This window comes from Candidatus Nitrosotenuis cloacae, from assembly GCF_000955905.1.
Lineage (GTDB): Archaea > Thermoproteota > Nitrososphaeria > Nitrososphaerales > Nitrosopumilaceae > Nitrosotenuis > Nitrosotenuis cloacae.
In genome coordinates this window covers 1,236,584-1,250,519 of record NZ_CP011097.1, presented here as the reverse complement: position 1 = coordinate 1,250,519, position 13,936 = coordinate 1,236,584, and the positions used below count along the sequence as shown (strand labels likewise).

Genomic DNA, 13,936 nt, shown 5'->3' with positions numbered 1-13,936 from the left:
TTTATATTATCCTCAAAAAAAGTCACGATACAATGGAATATGTTTACGCTGCATTAATTTTGCACAAACTAAAGAAGGAAGTTAACGAAGCTAACATTAGTAGTGTAATCAAAGCAGCAGGCGCAGAAGTAAGTGATGCTCAAGTCAAAGCACTAGTTTCTGCACTAGCTGATGTAAATATTGAAGAGGCAATCAAGGCAGCTCCAGTTGCAGTTGCAGCAGCTCCAGCAGCAGGCGGAGCAGCACCAGCAGCCGAAGCAAAGAAAGAAGAAGCTCCAGCAGGTAAAACTGAAGAAGCAGCAATGGAAGGCCTCGCTTCACTATTTGGTTAATCACTTCCAAAAATTTTCATTTTTACATTTATCTAGCACAACCTACCATACGGTATAGTGGCAGATACACCATTTCTGTTTCTGATCTATGCCTTTGATCTCTTTGGTACAATGGCCTTTGCAGTTACTGGCGCATTCAAAGCAATAGAGCACAAGTCCGACATTGTCGGAATTTTGATTTTATCTATTATAACCGGCGTCGCAGGTGGCACTATACGGGATATAGTGATTGGAAGGTTTCCGCCAAACTCAATTGTGGACCCATTATACGTAGGAATCAGTGTGGCATCCGGCGTAGCATTGTTCTTTTTGTATCCATATTTGCAAAAGCATTGGAATCTGTTTTTGAAATTTGATGCAATAGGCCTTGGGGTATTCTCAATTACTGGTGCAACATTTGCCTACAACATATTTGGCCTAAATTTTCTGGCAATCGCATTTGCAGGAATTCTGAGTGCAGTTGGTGGTGGAATTTTACGAGATGTCTTTGTAAACGAGGTGCCATTCATTTTTGTCAAAGAGCTATATGTTACTGCAAGCTTTGTTGGCGTGATTGTGTTTTATGGATTACTAGTTGCAGAGATTCCACTATATCTGGCATCGATTGTTGGTATTATAATTACCACCATACTGCGATTGGTAGCAATGAAGTACAACTGGAATCTGCCTAGAGCGCGAGAAAAATAATTTTTTTACGCCGGTGTATAGCCTTTTGCCTTTGAGGCAACCGACTGTGCTTGGGCATTTGCCTTTTGCAATATTGCCTCTTTGGTGTCTTCTGTTAGGTAGCCTGCCTCTATTGCAACAGAGCGTGAGCCATGGGCTGCCTTTGATAGGATTTGCTTGATGTTGTCCTTTGTGACATATGCTGCCTCGATTGATAGTGATACTGCTTCTTGGTGTGCTTGTGCAAACAGTCCTCTGTATGCATCTACATCAATTACAAGCTCAGATCTGTTGTATTGAACTCCTTCTTCTAGTGCTGCATCCAGCAGAACTCCTGCTTCGACTGTCTTGATGTCTAGTTTTTGCAGTAGTGTTGCCAGCTTGTCCGGAATAACTCCTCCCTTTTTGACTGGAGTAGTGTCTTTTGTAATCCAAATTGTTCCTTGATCGATTTTTGTTGCGATGCCGGCTTCTTTGAACTCAGTAAGCATTGGACCTGGTGCAATTCCAGTGTTCTTTGCAGGAACGGTAACGTCTACACTTGCAGTATCTCCACCACGACCGAACATCATGATTTTGTTCTTGCCTAGCAAAACGTTGAGTTTGAATGGCGACATGTTTGTGAACATCAAAACACACTGGCCTGTCAGAGCTTCTACCATCTTTGGGATTCCCGGAACGTTTAGTGTGGCAAGTGCCTTTTGTGCTACTTTGTCTTTAATGCTAATGATTTCTACTTCGCCTAGGAATTTTTTTCTCAGAGGCAACATTTGTGAGGATCGAACCTTTTCCATTCTCACCAGAGCAGTAACTTTGTATTTTTTTGGAAGCTCTTGGAGCTGCTGGTACATCTTTGTTTTTTTTGCAGGATATGTTGTTCGGTTCTCGTGCATTTACTTTCTCGCCTGCTGTACTTCTTTTACTGGTTTTCCCATCGATGTTTTTACCATAACTCTTCTGATGTTTCTGTCTCCGCTTGGAAGCTTTTTCTCAATTGCGTTTAGTATTGCATGAGCGTTTGCTGCCAAATCATTGTCATCCATGGACTCGTCTCCGATCTTGCATGACATGGAAAGCGAGTTCTTTACTTTTACTCTAATTGATGATCTAAATCTGTCCAAGAATGATTCTATTGGTGCATTAAATGGAACTGGAATTGGCATTTTTCCTCTTGGACCAAGCAGCTGACCTAGCACCTTACCTACTGTTGTCATGAGCTGTGTGTCTGCTAAAAAGAAATCATAATTATTGATAAACTTGCGTGCCTCACGTTTGTTTGCAGCAATTGTGCTTATTTCATCACCGTTGACCACTCTGTCGGCGTTTGCGCCTTTTGCCTTGATGCCCATATCTCCCCCTGCCATGACGCAAACAGTTGTTGGCGTGGAGAGTTTCTTTGGTAATTGAATTGTCTCATTCATGGCAAAGCCTTTCTTTACATCAATATCCTTTAGGATTACATACATCTCGACTGTCTGTCTGAACTTGCGTTCCTTATCGCCAGTCTTTGCATCCTTTATCATTTTGGATAATTCAGCTTCGTTGATCAACGAAATCAATCCAAAAAAGCCTATTTAAAATCGTTAGCGTTGCCCGACAAACAATTTTCGCTGAAAATTGTAAAATTTTCTAATTTCACAAGTCTGTTTTGCAGATTGTTCAATTTATCACGCCTAAACCTACGTTTATTAACATCAAATCACTTCTTTTGAAAACATTGCATAAACTAGACGACTTGGACATGAAACTTCTATACGAGCTTACGCGTGATGGTAGCATCTCGGTTCCAAATCTATCAAAAAAGATGGGAATCAATGCATCGGTTCTGTACAGCAGAATAAAGCGCCTCACAAAAAAGAAGTTAATCAAGAAATTCACCATACTGGTTGACGAGTCCCAGCTTGGAATCGGAGTCAAGGCAACAATAGGCATAAACCGAGACCCAAAGCTAAAGGACGCAATTCACAAACAATTGCTCCAGACAGCGGAAATCGTATCCATATCTGAGGTGACTGGAAGATTTGATATCATGGTTGGAGTCCACGCAGAAAACCTCGAACAACTACACACCATAGTGATTGATAAGATTGGCAAAATAGAGGGAATTCAAAGCACAGAGACATTCGTAGAGTTGCAAAAAACGGACAAAGAGCCGTCGTATTTGGTTTCTAAATAATTACTTTAGTTTGTCATCGTATTTGCCAGAGTTTACTTCGGAGGCAAATTCTTTAGGATTCTTCCCCTCGATCTTGATTCCAAGGGACACACAGGTTCCTGCTACCTCTTTTGCAACTGATTTTAGTGATGTTGCATATGATGATTCAAGTTTTGCCTTGGCAACCTTGACAATAGAGTCTACTTTGATGTCACCGACCCATGTCGAGCCGCTGGTTCCAGATCCTTTCTGAATTCCAGCCTCTTTTAGCAACAAAGCAGCAGCTGATGGAATGCCTACGGTGACTTCCCATTTCTTGGTTTTGGTATCAACTGATACTGTAACTGGGACCTTCATTCCTTCAAAATCAGCAGTCTTGTCGTTGATGGCCTTGATAATTTCCATAATGTTCACACCAAGTGGACCCAATGCTGGACCTAATGGTGGACCTGCAGATGCGCCTCCGCCAGTTACTAGTGCAGAAACGGTTTGTGTATCGGCCATGGTCTTGCTTTTTTTGGGTGAAGATTTAATCCTTCCTAAGAGGAAGTAGACAATTTCAGATAGTTAGAGTCTACAGTTACTGGCAGTTGGTATGGAGCATCCAGCAAAATGACGGTTGCTTCTTGTTTATCATTATCAACACGGGTAACAGTTGCCTTCATTCCCTTGAATGGACCACCAATAATTTCCACAATGTTGTCTGCTGCAAACTGAGTTGCAGTGCTCTTTGTGACCAGATATCCTTCTATGTCTTTGAACTCCATCTCTCCGCGAAGTTGTCCGCGAATGTGTCTTATTCCCTGTAGGGCATCAAATGCAGCGTTTGCATCCTTTGCCTCAACTACGATGTAGCCTTTGAGATTATCTACTAGTAAAACCGAGTAAATGTTGATCTGACCTGTCTTTATTTTGTTTTGGAGTAGATTCATGACTACTTTTTCCTGACCTCCAGTGGTCCTTACTGCAAAAAGATGAGTTTTGATTTCTTGAGCCAATTCCATCTATCCGAATCTGAACACCGAAAATACAAACTGAATTATAAACCCAATCGCCCCGATTCCGCCAATTCCCAAAAGGACTAGCCGTAGGTGTTGCATATAGTCCTCCTTGTCGGACTTTTTTGCAAGTTTCATCGTGTTTACCATGTTCTTAAAGGTGAGCTTAAGATCCATTGCTGGAGGTTAATATGGTGTCCTTATATTTTTTGGGACATGGAATTACTGGTTGCCTATGAACAAGACCCTGCAGGCTACAATATGGCAAAATTCATCTCATCAACAATGAAAAAAGACGGAGATGTCTTTAGGGGCAAAAACTTTGATTTGGCAATAATTCCAAGCCCTGCAATTTCTGCAGACTGGCTTGAGCAAAAATTTCACTATGACGGATTTGTCTTTTTATCAAAACATGCTGCCCAGTCTGGTGAACTTGCACTGACTTGTCACAGTACTGGAAATTTTTCCGGAGCCCAATTTGGTGGAAATGAAAGACAAATTGCAATTCCACATCCAAATCTGCAAAAATCATACATACAAAAACTATACCAAAATCGAAGCTCCTTCTCAGACTTTCAAATCATAATAGAAGCAACACATCATGGACCAACCGCACTATCCAAGCCAACCATCTTTATTGAGATCGGCACAACCGAAAAACAATGGACTGACGAATCCTTATGTGGTTCTGTGGCAAATTTGGTTTTACAGGTCCTCTCAGAGCCAATAAAGGAATCCCCAATGGCGATCTGCTTTGGCGGAACTCACTATCCAGAAAAATTCACAGAGGAATTAATTCACGGAAAACACGCATTGGGAACCGTAATACCAAAACACGCACTGGAATTCCTAGATGATGAACTATTCTCCCATATCATATCGCAAAACAAGCAGGCAACAACTGCATTACTTGATTGGGGAGGGCTAGGCCCACACAAACAAAAAGTACTTGACCTACTAAAGACCACAAATCTTCAAGTGGTCAAACTTTGAACAAACTAGATCAAACCGTATACAAAAAATTACTCGAGGTTCCAAAAGGCAAAGTCACAACGTATGGCGATCTGGCGCGTGCAGTAGGACTAGAAAACGGCCAGAGAATAATTGGTCAAATCATGGCAAGAAATCCATTTCCAGTAATAGTTCCATGTCATCGAGTTGTCAAGTCAGATGGAAAAATTGGCGGCTTTTTCTATGGCGACAAGGTCAAAACAAAGATGCTATCCGATGAGGGCATTAAGATAAGTGACGGTAAAATCAAAGATTGGGAAAAAACTGTTTTTAGGTTCTAGACTTTCTGTGCTCTTTTATTTCTTCGATTAGGCCTCTTAGGTGAGCAATGTTTCTGACTGTGTTTCCGCTTACCTTGCGATATAGAGTCCAGAATTCTGGATTTGTGATCTCTTTTCTATCCTTTGCAACTCGTAGTCTGTATCGCAAGGATCGAACTTTTTTCACATAGACCTCTTTTTTACCAACACGTGCACCTTTACGTCCTTTCTTGGAGCCTGTTGTGGTTCCACGCTTTTTCTTTTGTGCCTTTTTGAATTTTGATCTTCCACGTGAGGTGCCTTTTGCTGCTTTTATTGTAATTACGCCAGCTGTAATCAAGCCGCGGATGTTGGCGCGTGTGATTGCATCTGCAATATCATCTGATCTTTCTGGATCAAACTTGATTCTATCCAGTCCTACTCCTACAACTCGTGACACGAGTCGTTTTTTGGTTCTAAGATTTACTACCACTTGTTCTCACTCTTGCGTTAAAGACTTTGAATTTCTTTTGTACTGCAACTGTAACTATCTCTACTCTTTTCTTTTGTCCTACCCCATGTGCAATTCTTACTCCGTCAGTCTTTGGGTTTAATTTTTGTAAATCAGCAACATTGTGAATCAAATTATCTGTAAATCCTGAAGGGTGTAGTCCTCTTGCTACTTTTGGACCCCCATAGCCTACCTTTACCAGTCCCGGTCTGCCGCGGAATTTTTGTTTTCTTTGGTGATTGTCAATTCCCTTTGGCTTTCTCCATGCTTTGTGTATTCTGACATAACGCCAGCTTTCTTGTCTTACAAAGTCTGGCCTCTTTTCGTTTATTTTCTCACGTAGTGCCAAGATCTCCTTATTGATGGTCAATAGATTGCACTCTTGGATTTTTCAATAAATAGGTTGCTTTGAGATCAGCCACAAAAAGGTAAGAGATAATAATGATGCATAGTCGGTTTGGATATTCAATGAACGCATCCAGTTCCTTGATTGTCTGGTGAAAAAATGGATTCAAAAACAACCCTTACGCCAAAATTTGTCTCACAAATAGATGCATTTGGCATCAAGCCATCTCAAGTCTTCAGAAATCTGTCCCCTGAGAAGTTGGTAGATGCATCCACCCAAAGAAACGAAGGCATGGTAACTGCCACTGGCTCGCTAGCCGTAAAGACAGGAAAATACACAGGCAGATCCCCCGATGACAGATACATCGTAGATGATGATGAAACTCATGATAATGTGGACTGGGGCAAGGTAAATCATCCATTCCCAATTGATAGATTTGATAAGATTTTTGCAAAGATGAAAAAGTTCGTAGAAGGAAAGGAGCTCTTTGTCTTTGACGGCTTTGTTGGAGCAGACAAGGACCATAGGTTGGCAATACGAGTCATAAACGACCATGCCTGGCAAAGCCTCTTTGCAAGACAGCTATTTGTGAGACCGTCTGCAGCAGAACTTGACAATCATGAGCCGGACTTTACCATATTATGCATTAATGGATTTGAAGCAATTCCCGAAGTTGACGGAACCGGCTCCAATGTTTTCATCCTGATTGATCTAACAAAGAGACTAGTCCTAATTGGCGGCACAAGCTATGCCGGCGAGATGAAAAAATCCATGTTTGGTGTAATGAACTATCTTTTGCCAAAGAAAGGAGTATTCCCAATGCACTGCTCTGCAAACATTGGCAAAAACGGCGACACGGCATTGTTCTTTGGTTTGTCTGGTACAGGAAAAACCACACTTTCTGCTGATTCTGATAGAATGCTAATTGGTGATGATGAGCACGGATGGTCAGACAAGGGAGTCTTTAACTTTGAAGGCGGATGTTATGCAAAATGCATCAACCTAAACCAAGAATCCGAGCCCCAAATCTGGAACGCAATCAAGTCTGGTGCGGTTTTAGAAAATGTAGTAATTGACAAGCAGACACTCAAGCCAAACTTTGATGATGGCTCGCTAACCGAAAACACAAGAGCTGCTTATCCACTGGAATACATCCCAACTGCAATTTTCCCAAGCGTTGGCGGAAACCCAAGGGTAATTGTATTTCTAACAGCAGATGCACTTGGAGTTTTGCCACCAGTGTCTAGACTAACCAAGGAAGGTGCAATGTATCATTTCATGTCTGGCTATACCAGTAAATTGGCAGGAACCGAGCGAGGAATCAAAGAGCCAAAAGCAACATTTTCCGAGTGCTTTGGCTCACCATTCATGCCAAGACCCGCATCAGTTTATGCAAAGATGCTTGGAGAAAAAATTCGAAGTCACAATACCGTGGTTTATCTGATTAACACTGGCTGGTCTGGCGGACCATATGGCGTAGGAAAGCGAGTCAGCATCAAGTATTCAAGAGCAATGGTCACTGCAGCGCTAACTGGTGCATTAGATATTGTCAAGTACCGACACGACGATCTATTCAACTTGGATGTTCCAACGGAATGCCCAGGTGTTCCATCAGATGTTCTTGATCCAAAATCAACTTGGCAAGAGCGTGATGGCTATGATCTATCGGCAAGAAAGCTTGCACAAATGTTTGTGGATAATTTCAAGAAATTCAAAAATGTCGATCCTGCTATAGTCAACGCAGGACCAAAGCCATAGAGAATTATCTTCTATACATTATCAAACCAATCATTCCAACAATTGCACCAATTCCAATCAACATGAGTAATTGTTGGTTTGGTATTCCAATGTCCAGTGCAAAGCTGGGTGTGACAGACTCGACTGTTATGGTATTGTAAATGCTAGTGGTGTTTTTGCCGGACTTGAGGTCTGCCTGAATCCAGTATGTGTCAGAATTTTGAACCATGATGGATTTGCTTTCAGTTGGAGTAATGGATATGCTATCGATTAATCTGGAGTCCTGATTATACACTGAAATCTTGGCATATGACCATTCTTGCTCTGACTCTATTGCAAAGTCCATCTTTCCGTTTTCTTCGCTGATTCTGACTGTACCATCTGAGATACGCAGCAAGACTGGAATATGGTATGTTGTAGTGTGATCCAAAACCGTGATGCTTCCCTGATATTCTCCGATTTCAGATGCCACAATGTTTGCCGTAACGCTCAGAGTCGTGCCATCAATTTTGTGATTAAAGCTGGCAATCTTATCATCAAACTCGATGTTAATTGTTGGATTGGGCTTTGTTCCATCTATTGTGTTTAGATCAAACTCTATTGTCTGAGATTTTACAAATGGTGAAAGATCAAAAATAGCATAGTCTGGGCTGATTATCAGATTGGCATCAAATGCCTTTGTTATGTTTAATCTGCCAACTCCGCTTATCTCCTGAGGGAATAATGTTCCAAATGTATCTGATACTGGATCTGCAGTGGTGGAAATTATGGATTTGATTTGTTGTGGGTTAAGTGTCGGGCTTTTCTCCAATAATATGGCGGCTGCCCCTGAAACATGTGGTGCTGCAAAACTGGTCCCACTGGTAAGATTGTACATTCCATATGTGGATGTTGTATTCACAAAGACTCCTGGTGCGACAAGGTTTGGCTTGATGTAAAAGGGAGATACTGGACCTCGTGAGCTAAAAAACGACACAAAGTCTGGATGGTAAAACGTATTGATGGTTCCAGAAGTTTTGTTCTCAAGCATTGCTCTGAGCTCCAACCCATCTTCTTTTGACATGGATACTGCAGGAATTCTTGGCTGATATTCTGGGCCTTCCAGCTTGTTCTTTAGGTCCCCAAGAAATATTCCGGGCTCGTTGTTGTATACGATGAGGGCTTTGGCACCTGCATTTGCCGCATTCTTCTCTTTTTCAGAAAAATACACTAACTCGTCTTTTGTATCGCTGCCTCGCTCTACTAACAATATCTTGTCCATAATGTCAACTCCTTGCAAATCTGAGCTCCGACCGTATTTTCCAAATGTAATGTCTGCAGCTATTGGTCCCACAAGCTTTTCGGTTCCAACCATTGGCAAGACCTGGAACCGTTTGCCATCTATCTCAAGTGTGGCCACTAGGCTTGCCGTGATGTTGTTGTATGTAGCGCCTACCGTTATTGCGTGAGGATCCTTTCCTGGACTGCCAATGGTTCTAAGATCAGGCCCGCTGTTTCCAGCAGCTGCCACAACTACAATTCCACTTTTCACTGCCTGATTTATTGCGTCCTCTATTTTGTCATTGGTGCGATTCACTCCGAGACTCAGATTGATAATGTCTGCATCATCTTCTATTGCACGAAGAATTGCTTTTACTATCAGGTCTGATGCAACAGATTCTCCAGTGTCAGAAACACGATAAGCCAAAATCTTTGCTTCAGGTGCCACACCTCTAATCTTTCCGTTTGCCGCAATTATCCCGGCAACCTCAGTTCCATGCCCGTTTGTATCCTGGGGTGAATTGTCATTTTCAATAAAGTCAAAACCGCCTATTACTTTACCATCTGGACCAAAGCCGAAAATATCCGGATGAGTGTAATCTACACCAGTATCAATCACCGCAACTTTGATGCCCTTACCATAAAATCCCAAATCCTGTGGATGCTGTACACCAACGTACTTTGCACTCTTGTCCAAAAGAATCTCCAAAGGTGGATCCATCTGTATCTTTTGAGAGCTCACAAAAAGTGCAACCATAATTATAATTGATGCGAAAATTATTTTTTGAAATAACTGCATTTTAGTTCGGTACAATAAATAAAATTTATCCACATTTTATGTCTGGCGTCAAAATAGTTTGTAAAATTGAGCCAAAATGGAGACAAATCATTAAATTATGAAAACCAACCAACATTCACATGGGAAAATACACACTTCCTGAAGTACCATATGCTTATGACGCATTAGAGCCACATGTTGATGCAAAAACAATGGAAATCCACCATTCAAAACATCATCAAGCATACACAAATGGCCTAAACGACAACTGGGAAAAACTTCCATCAGACATGCAAAGCAAAGACTTGCTCGATGTTCTTGCAAGTATATCTTCAGTTCCAGAAGCGGTACGTGGAGCAATCAACTTCCACGGAGGCGGCTATGACAATCACAGATTGTTCTGGAATAACATGAAGCCAAACGGAGGAGGACAACCAGGTGGCGCATTAGCTGATGCAATCAATAAGACATTTGGCGATTTCAACGCATTCAAAGAACAGTTTTCCACAAAAACCACGGCAATCCAAGGAAGCGGATGGGGTTGGCTAGTGTTCAACCCAAAATCAAACAATGTTGAATACAAATCAATGCCAAACCAAACAAGTCCAAGAACAGAAGGACTAGTACCGTTGCTAGGTCTTGATGTTTGGGAGCATGCATACTATCTCAAATACCAAAACAAAAGGGTAGACTATGTGACTGCATGGTGGAATGTAGTAAACTGGGATGAAGTAGACAAGCGCTACTCTAAATCAAAATAATCTTTTTTCCTTTTTTGTTCAGTCTTCTAACCATACGTTGTTTATTTTTGATCTAGTTCCTATTGCAAATGCAATTCCTTCCCATGGAACAGAGAATTTGTTGTAAAAGCGGTGCGGAACTCTGGGCGGAATGAACATCATGGTGTGCGGAAGAATTGTCTTTGTTGTTTTGCCTATGGTAACAAGACAATTGCCACTCAGCGAATAAACCAAGACATATTCGTTTTCATGTATGTGTAGTTGATGTATTTTGCCTGATTCAATTCTTGCTTTTAGACCAACAATTCTGTCCCCTTTGATCTTTTCATTAAACAAGAGTTTGATTTTGAGCTGGTCTGTTGGATGTTCATTTTTGTATGGAAAAATCCAATTTGTTTTTGGTTTGATAATTTTTCCAGATTTTTGTATCATTGCCTAAATTTTTAATGAATGCATTTATTAGCCATCTGACAGGTTTTTTGTACATGAGTGAAGAGCAGGCCCAGCAATTTCTCTATCAGATGCAAATGCTAGAATCATTTGCAGCAAGCCTTGATCAAAAGGAAGGTGCCATTGTTAGCTATTTGCGAGATGCGATGGCGTCTATTGATTCTATCAAGAACATATCACAAGGCCAAGAAATAGAGTCACTTGTACCATTAGGACTAGGCACATACACCAAGGCAAACATTTCATCAAATTCCAAGGTTTTGGTAGAAATTGGTGCAGGAATCGTAGTGGAAAAAGACCACGCCTCCGCAATAAATCACCTAGAATCCAGAATCAAGGATCTTCAGGTTGCACTCAATGAGACCTCATCACAAAAACACGAGACAATGATGCGACTAGAACAGCTAAAAGAAGAAATGAATCATCTAATGCAGTCTGCAACCCCAAAACAATAAGTGGTTTTTATGTTTGAGAAACTACGCAATGCATTTTCATCTGTTGCTAAATCCCTAGGAGAGAAGGAGCTAAAGGAAAGCGACGTTGATGATGTTTTATTTCAGCTAGAAATCGCACTCATGGAATCTGATGTAGCAACCGAGGTAATCGATTCTATCAAATCCGATTTGAAAAAGAATCTAATTGGAACCGCAGTTGAGAAAAAAGAAATCGAAAAATTTGTCAAAGATAATCTAATTGGAACAATTTCCGGCCTGTTTGATATTGCAGGAAATGTGGATATTTTTGCCAAGATTAATTCCAAAAAGACAACAAATGAGCCGTGCATAATACTATTTGTTGGAATCAATGGTACTGGGAAAACCACCACCCTTGCCAAGCTAGCATACCTCTTAAAACAAAACAAATTTTCAGTCGTAGTTGCAGCTGCCGATACATTCCGAGCCGGTGCAATTGAACAGCTAACCGAACATGCAAACAGACTCAACATCAAGACTGTAGCGCAGAACTATGGTGCAGATCCAGCAGCTGTTGCACGTGATGCAGTATTGTATGCAAAATCTCACAAAATTGACTGTGTGTTAATTGACACTGCTGGAAGAATGCAGACAAGCAAAAATCTCATGGATCAAATTGAAAAAATAACCAAAGTTGTAAACCCTGATCTAAAAATCTTTGTTGGCGATTCACTTGCAGGAAATGACACCGTAAATCAAGCGCGTGAGTTTTTCCAGCACACTACATTTGATGGTGCAATACTGACAAAAAGCGATGCCGATGCACGAGGTGGTGCAGCATTATCTATTGTAAAAATAACTGCAAAGCCAGTTTTGTATGTTGGAATGGGTCAAGAATATGCAGATCTGAGGCCATTTGATAAGAAACTTTTCCTAGAGACCGTATTTGGGGAAGGCTTTACAATTGCTACACCAGAACCAAAACCAGAACCAAAACCAGAACCAAAACCAGAACCAAAACCAGAACCAAAACCAGAACCAAAACCAGAACCAAAACCAGAACCAAAACCAGAACCAAAACCAGAACCAAAACCAGAACCAAAGAAAAAGAAGAATGAGGATCCATTCGAAGGAATCAACGATGCAGATATCTCAAAATATGCTGACTTGTATGATGTTCCACCCCCAGAAAACGATGATGAGGCATTTGCAATGGCAGACAAGATCCGAAAGTGGGTTGCAAGTGGTCGTCCAAAACCGGGACAGGAACCAAAGGCCGAAAAAATAGAAGAACCAGAAGATGAATCAGAGGAGGAGCAAGACAAACTTAAAGAAGATAAGGAAGAAAAGCCAAAGAAGAAAGGACTTTTCGGTTGGTTAAAGAAATGATCAAAACTAAAGATATTCTAACACTGGATGAGCTTGACAAAAAAGAGATCATACAAACAATAGACTTGGCAATCAAGCTAAAAAAAGATCTCAAAAAAGGAATCTCAAAACCGCTGCTCAAAAACAAAACACTTGCAATGATATTTCAAAAGCCCTCGACTCGAACCCGAATCAGCTTTGAGACTGGAATGTTCCAGCTTGGGGGGCACGCAATTAACTTATCGTCGCAAGACCTGCAGATATCTCGCGGAGAAACCATAGAAGACACTGCAAAAACACTCTCACGATATGTAGATGTTGTAATGGCACGAGTCTATGATCATTCCACAGTCGAGATGCTGGCAGAAAACGCCACCATCCCGGTGATTAATGGTCTGTCCAACTCATACCATCCATGCCAAATTTTGGCGGATCTCATGACAATAAAAGAAAAGAAAGGAAAACTAGACGGATTGCACCTTGCCTGGATTGGCGATGGAAACAATGTGTGCAATTCAATGATGATTGGTTGCTCAAAGGTCGGCATATCAATGTCGATTGCAACCCCAAAAGAGTTTGGGCCAAACCAATCTCTAGTCAAAGACTGCAAAAAGCTAGTCGACATCGATCTAAGTCAGGATCCACAAAAAGCAGCCAAGAATGCCGACGTCATAGTTACCGATACCTTTGTTTCAATCCACGATGACCCAAAACGAATCAAAAAATTCCTTCCAAAGTATCAGGTCAATACAGCTTTGATGTCAAAAGCAAAAAAATCCTGCATCTTTATGCACTGTCTTCCAGCAAAGAGAGATCAAGAGGTAACATCATCTGTAATTGATGGCCCACAGTCTGTAGTGTGGGATGAGGCGGAGAATCGTCTGCATTCTCAAAAGGCATTGCTTGCGTCGCTAGACATCTAATCGTTTATA

The 13,936-nt window shown here is 41.3% G+C and carries 19 protein-coding genes; 10 read left to right on the top strand and 9 right to left on the bottom strand.

The window, feature by feature from the left end; genetic code table 11:
• The first annotated feature begins 32 nt into the window (after nt 1-32).
• On the top strand, nt 33-332 hold the full coding sequence (gene rpl12p / locus SU86_RS07190) for a 50S ribosomal protein P1 (protein WP_048188545.1): 300 nt from the start codon (nt 33-35) through the stop codon (nt 330-332).
• A 57-nt stretch (nt 333-389) separates the two neighbouring features.
• A complete protein-coding gene (locus tag SU86_RS07185) occupies nt 390-1,019 on the top strand; it encodes a trimeric intracellular cation channel family protein (protein ID WP_256363744.1) in 630 nt (209 codons plus the stop codon).
• 5 nt (nt 1,020-1,024) lie between these two features.
• Here SU86_RS07185 and SU86_RS07180 read toward each other — a convergent pair whose 3' ends face one another.
• Both SU86_RS07180 and SU86_RS07175 read right to left on the bottom strand, forming a co-directional pair.
• Nucleotides 1,025-1,891 (bottom strand): 50S ribosomal protein L10, encoded by an 867-nt coding sequence (locus tag SU86_RS07180; RefSeq protein ID WP_048188544.1) that lies wholly within the window; start codon nt 1,889-1,891, stop codon nt 1,025-1,027.
• Nucleotides 1,892-2,548 (bottom strand): 50S ribosomal protein L1, encoded by a 657-nt coding sequence (locus SU86_RS07175; RefSeq protein ID WP_048188543.1) that lies wholly within the window; start codon nt 2,546-2,548, stop codon nt 1,892-1,894.
• Nucleotides 2,549-2,715: 167 nt separating this feature from the next.
• Between SU86_RS07175 and SU86_RS07170 the strand changes: the two genes are divergently transcribed.
• Nucleotides 2,716-3,174 (top strand): Lrp/AsnC family transcriptional regulator, encoded by a 459-nt coding sequence (locus tag SU86_RS07170; protein WP_048189358.1) that lies wholly within the window; start codon nt 2,716-2,718, stop codon nt 3,172-3,174.
• On the opposite strand, the gene SU86_RS07165 is transcribed toward SU86_RS07170, so the two are convergent.
• The 3 genes from SU86_RS07165 to SU86_RS07155 are packed head-to-tail and all read right to left on the bottom strand — an operon-like array spanning nt 3,175 to nt 4,328.
• Nucleotides 3,175-3,657 (bottom strand): 50S ribosomal protein L11, encoded by a 483-nt coding sequence (locus SU86_RS07165; RefSeq protein ID WP_048188542.1) that lies wholly within the window; start codon nt 3,655-3,657, stop codon nt 3,175-3,177.
• A gap of 35 nt (nt 3,658-3,692) precedes the next feature.
• Nucleotides 3,693-4,151 carry a transcription elongation factor Spt5 gene (locus SU86_RS07160; protein WP_048189357.1) on the bottom strand — a complete coding sequence of 153 codons (459 nt, stop codon included), beginning with the start codon at nt 4,149-4,151 and terminating at the stop codon, nt 3,693-3,695.
• A 6-nt stretch (nt 4,152-4,157) separates the two neighbouring features.
• The gene (locus SU86_RS07155) at nt 4,158-4,328 is read right to left on the bottom strand and encodes a hypothetical protein (RefSeq protein WP_048188541.1); all 171 of its coding nucleotides are present in this window, start codon (nt 4,326-4,328) and stop codon (nt 4,158-4,160) included.
• A gap of 39 nt (nt 4,329-4,367) precedes the next feature.
• Here SU86_RS07155 and SU86_RS07150 point away from each other — a divergent pair, with 39 nt between their 5' ends.
• Nucleotides 4,368-5,144 carry a D-aminoacyl-tRNA deacylase gene (locus SU86_RS07150; RefSeq protein ID WP_048188540.1) on the top strand — a complete coding sequence of 259 codons (777 nt, stop codon included), beginning with the start codon at nt 4,368-4,370 and terminating at the stop codon, nt 5,142-5,144.
• Complete coding sequence (locus tag SU86_RS07145) at nt 5,141-5,443, top strand: MGMT family protein (RefSeq protein ID WP_048188539.1); 303 nt, start codon at nt 5,141-5,143, stop codon at nt 5,441-5,443. Before SU86_RS07150 ends, SU86_RS07145 begins: the two co-directional genes overlap by 4 nt.
• On the opposite strand, the gene SU86_RS07140 is transcribed toward SU86_RS07145, so the two are convergent.
• Nucleotides 5,433-5,894, bottom strand: a complete 462-nt coding sequence (locus tag SU86_RS07140) for a 50S ribosomal protein L19e (RefSeq protein ID WP_048188538.1) — start codon at nt 5,892-5,894, stop codon at nt 5,433-5,435. The two genes, SU86_RS07145 and SU86_RS07140, sit on opposite strands and share 11 nt — an antisense overlap.
• Complete coding sequence (locus SU86_RS07135) at nt 5,878-6,282, bottom strand: 50S ribosomal protein L32e (RefSeq protein WP_048188537.1); 405 nt, start codon at nt 6,280-6,282, stop codon at nt 5,878-5,880. The genes SU86_RS07140 and SU86_RS07135 overlap by 17 nt, the downstream gene beginning before the upstream one ends.
• A 135-nt stretch (nt 6,283-6,417) precedes the next feature.
• Between SU86_RS07135 and pckA the strand changes: the two genes are divergently transcribed.
• On the top strand, nt 6,418-8,016 hold the full coding sequence (pckA, locus tag SU86_RS07130) for a phosphoenolpyruvate carboxykinase (ATP) (RefSeq protein WP_082096315.1): 1,599 nt from the start codon (nt 6,418-6,420) through the stop codon (nt 8,014-8,016).
• 4 nt (nt 8,017-8,020) lie between these two features.
• Here pckA and SU86_RS07125 read toward each other — a convergent pair whose 3' ends face one another.
• Nucleotides 8,021-9,997, bottom strand: coding sequence for a S8 family serine peptidase (locus SU86_RS07125; protein WP_158507482.1), 1,977 nt, complete (start codon nt 9,995-9,997; stop codon nt 8,021-8,023).
• 176 nt (nt 9,998-10,173) lie between these two features.
• Between SU86_RS07125 and SU86_RS07120 the strand changes: the two genes are divergently transcribed.
• Nucleotides 10,174-10,794 (top strand): superoxide dismutase, encoded by a 621-nt coding sequence (locus SU86_RS07120; protein WP_048188535.1) that lies wholly within the window; start codon nt 10,174-10,176, stop codon nt 10,792-10,794.
• 18 nt (nt 10,795-10,812) lie between these two features.
• On the opposite strand, the gene SU86_RS07115 is transcribed toward SU86_RS07120, so the two are convergent.
• Nucleotides 10,813-11,205, bottom strand: a complete 393-nt coding sequence (locus tag SU86_RS07115) for a cupin domain-containing protein (RefSeq protein ID WP_048188534.1) — start codon at nt 11,203-11,205, stop codon at nt 10,813-10,815.
• 53 nt (nt 11,206-11,258) lie between these two features.
• Here SU86_RS07115 and pfdA point away from each other — a divergent pair, with 53 nt between their 5' ends.
• Genes pfdA through argF form a run of 3 tightly spaced genes read left to right on the top strand, consistent with a single transcriptional unit; the run spans nt 11,259 to nt 13,927 of the window.
• Nucleotides 11,259-11,678, top strand: coding sequence for a prefoldin subunit alpha (gene pfdA / locus SU86_RS07110; protein WP_048189354.1), 420 nt, complete (start codon nt 11,259-11,261; stop codon nt 11,676-11,678).
• A gap of 9 nt (nt 11,679-11,687) precedes the next feature.
• Nucleotides 11,688-13,025: a signal recognition particle-docking protein FtsY gene (gene ftsY / locus SU86_RS07105; protein ID WP_048188533.1), complete on the top strand. Its 1,338-nt coding sequence runs from the start codon at nt 11,688-11,690 to the stop codon at nt 13,023-13,025.
• On the top strand, nt 13,022-13,927 hold the full coding sequence (gene argF / locus SU86_RS07100) for an ornithine carbamoyltransferase (RefSeq protein ID WP_048188532.1): 906 nt from the start codon (nt 13,022-13,024) through the stop codon (nt 13,925-13,927). The genes ftsY and argF overlap by 4 nt, the downstream gene beginning before the upstream one ends.
• Nucleotides 13,928-13,936 lie beyond the last annotated feature (9 nt).